This is a genomic window from Providencia heimbachae ATCC 35613 (genome assembly GCF_001655055.1).
GTDB lineage: Bacteria > Pseudomonadota > Gammaproteobacteria > Enterobacterales > Enterobacteriaceae > Providencia > Providencia heimbachae.
Map to the genome: position 1 here is coordinate 1 of NZ_LXEW01000054.1, position 3356 is coordinate 3356.

Genomic DNA, 3356 nt, shown 5'->3' on the forward strand with positions numbered 1-3356 from the left:
AAAAAGTCGGTTTCTGATAGTGAAAAGGCACAAGCCGAAGTTAATGAGCTGATTAAATCAGAAATCGGTGAAAATGCATCCGCAATCGAATTACGCGGACAAACTATCTTCGATCATAAAGGGAATGGTTCAGCGATTTACACTATCAAGACTGGTATTAACTGGAACGATCAGTATTTTGACGCCAAGTTTATGATGGGGGCGACAGTCAAAAATGGCAAAGTCGTTACACAAATTGGTTTCTCTGCTGACACATTCGGTATTTTCAGCCCCTCCAGCGGTAAGTTAGAACCCGTCTTTTTTGTTGAAAATGGACAAGTGTTTATGAGTGAAGCGTTTATTCATAAAGCAACCATTGGCAGTATTGTGGTACAAACGGATATGCGTTCACCGGATTATGTACCGGGCAAATCCGGTATGCGTATTGACATGAAAAATAGTGTATTTGAGACAAACAGTAATGATGGTGATTACTCAGTCATTCGAAACAGTAAGGGTAACTATTTCAAATATAAAGGGGTGTATATCATGGAGCAGGGGTGGTTCTTATGATTGATAAACTCTTTGGCTTAAAAATTCGTAATTTGGACGGTAGCGAATTTATCTTCAATGAACACACTGCGCCAGCGACAAACCTATGGACACGGTATGTTAAGCGAAGTGATGGCCTTTCGCCTGATGGGGGCTGGTTGTCTTATAAGTGGACTTGCCCCTACGAAATTCCAGAGGGGTATGGATTTCAGGTAGTCTCCCTGAATTCAGCTGAAGTGACTTTCAGGCAGTCTGGTGATCGTCGTTATGTTAGTGGGGTCGCGGATAAAATTGCTTATAGTTCAAATAATCGAAAAGTTACAGTCAATGGTTTAGCGGATTATGATTTAAATTACGTAAAAATAATCGCATTCCCAACGATTGAGTCACAAAAAAACGCAAGCCGCTTCGGTTTGAAAATCAAAGGGAGCTCAATATTCTTAGAAAATACTCCACAGCTTGGTTATGCCTACGCCACTCACAAAGCAAAGGTCTACATTAAAGAGGGGTTTGATATTGGTGCAACGTTCCCCGGGCTAACGATTGAAAATGCCGTTTTTTTCTTTTACACCGATGACAATAAATCCTTCATTCGACTCGAGGCATCGAATGTGATGAGCTGGGAAACACTAAAATGGTGGCGGTATGTCAGTCGAAATAAAAATAGCACGGATATTACAGCCTATAGCGCCGCATGGTACTGGGTTATTGCGTTTACTAACATGAAGCCAGAGCAGTTAGATACACCGGGATTTGGTTTGAAAATTCGCAACCTAGAAGGGAAAGTCACGTTTAACTCTCAGCTGGGCGTGATGACTCGGCCTATAACGCTACCGGGCAATCAAATTCCCGTTGGTTCAGGTATTAATATTGAGTCGATCCGTAGACCAATGTATACACCCACAAGAGTTGGTGAGGTTTTTAGTAGTAATGGTGGTTTGGGCTGGTGGCGAGATTTAAATATCTGCAATTTAGGTGAGTCTCAAATAGGTTTATATCAAACCAGTACATCCCAGCAACGGGGCTATCACGGCGATTACACGGTAGCGAGAACCGCTATCCCCGCTATCTTTCTCGACGCTGCAGACTACTTCCCATTTCCGTAAGGTAATTTAATGAAAAAACTTAAATATGCGATATTCGCAGGAATAGTCGCGCTTATTGTTGCGTGTAAATCGCCCGTCACAGTAACGCATGAAGTTTGTGAAGGGTTATTCATTGTCACACAATCCGACACAAATGAATTTAAACAACAGCACTGCATGAAGTAAGCAAACGAATATCAAAACAGGCCGCTTAATTGCGGTTTTTTTACGTCAAAATTTCGGAGAATCATATGTACAGCACAGGCACAGTCACAACGACAGCAAACAGCACTAAATTAGTGGGTACCGGCACGAAATGGCTCAATAACATTAATCGCGTATCCGTAGAGCAAGCGATACAAATTCAAATTGGTGCGACAGTCCACAACAACAGTATTCAATCCATTCAATCTGATACGGAATTAACGCTTAACTTCCCATTCCCTACGGCAGCCAAAGATGCGAAATACGTCATTCTCACAACGATGGTTCACTCTGTTTCAGATGCAATGAATAAGATAGTGTCCATGAACAGTTCAAACGTTCAATTCAGCGACATACTGACGCGCTGGATGACCGAGCAGGGCATTATCACGGTTACATTGCCTGACCAAACCACCCAACAGCTACGCACAACAAAAGAAATGGATAAGCAGTTGGATGGGAAGTTTGATAAAGCCGGAGGGGATATCAATGGCAGGGTAACAGTTAATTCTTCAACAATAAGAATTTCAGGAACAGATGATTGGCCGGGACTTTCGATTGGGAAGAAAAATGGCGAAGAAGTTAGAATTGAAGCGTCAAATACTACAGAAACGTTATTAGATATTTCTTATCGAGATACTAAAAACAAACGACTGAATACCTTTATCATCCCGAGAAAGTCAGGTACGGCAATGACAGTGGGTGAGTATGGTATCGGAATTGCCGCTTCCCCAATAAAAACAGAGGATATCGCAAAAGACTGGAGCACTCGCTTTGTAGCAACTCCTGGGGAGCCAGGTGTTGCCAATAGTTTACCGTGGGGGGTGGGGGTGCATATTGCAGAGAATGCGTATGGTTGCGTATTACATTATGACCCTGCTTTAAAAACACTGAGAACGTGTTCAACAGGGAAAAATAATGCAGTCCTTACAAGCATCAATACTGTTTATTCAACCGCAAACACAACAAAAGACTCTAACGGCAACTTAAAAGCCGCATCCCCGATTGTTAAAATTTTTGCAGATGACATTGACGTAAACGAAGAGTCAGAGGGCGTCACGCTTAAAAAACTTCACACTGGTATCTACCAATTGTGTGGTGTGCTCGGTATGCATTCAGATGCTAGCTGGGGTGGGGTTAATGGCGGCATCACAATCCCAAGCGGTATTAATCAACTTCCATTGATTTACGTTGACTATGATGTGCTGGTTGCGGGTGAGCGCCATCCGTTTAATGGGGAAATTATTCAGCAAGATGAGCACGGTGACATTGTTATCTACATATCCTACAGAAAGCACTTAGACCTACCACAAAACGTGCAATATGCCCGATTGAAAACCTATCCCGAATTTGCCCGAGAAATCGACGGTAAGTTAGTGGAATTGGAAGCCGGTGAACCTATTGATATTCCCAACGGCCACTGGATTGATGTTCGTGTCAATATGCCCAGCAACTCACTCTACAATCAAAAGCAAGTTGAAGCACAGAGACTCGCTAAGATAGAAGCGGAACGATTAGCGAAAGAAGAGGCTGAGC

4 protein-coding genes are annotated in these 3356 nt (G+C 42.7%); all 4 read left to right on the forward strand.

From position 1 onward, the window contains the following. On the forward strand, window positions 1-552 hold a 552-nt coding region (locus tag M998_RS19025; protein ID WP_156510946.1), incomplete at its 5' end, for a phage tail tip fiber protein. Further along, entirely contained in the window at window positions 549-1637 is a 1089-nt protein-coding gene (locus M998_RS19030; protein ID WP_068910355.1) for a DUF6453 family protein, read from the forward strand. The genes M998_RS19025 and M998_RS19030, both read left to right, overlap by 4 nt. A 9-nt stretch (window positions 1638-1646) precedes the next feature. After that, entirely contained in the window at window positions 1647-1802 is a 156-nt protein-coding gene (locus M998_RS19600; protein ID WP_156510947.1) for a hypothetical protein, read from the forward strand. 65 nt (window positions 1803-1867) lie between these two features. Then, on the forward strand, window positions 1868-3356 hold a 1489-nt coding region (locus M998_RS19740), incomplete at its 3' end, for a phage tail fiber protein (protein ID WP_211272259.1).

Coding starts and splice junctions, on each gene's coding strand:
- M998_RS19030 (WP_068910355.1), top strand. CDS start 549: ATGATTGATAAACTCTTTGGCTTAAAAATTCGTAATTTGGACGGTAGC.
- M998_RS19600 (WP_156510947.1), top strand. CDS start 1,647: ATGAAAAAACTTAAATATGCGATATTCGCAGGAATAGTCGCGCTTATT.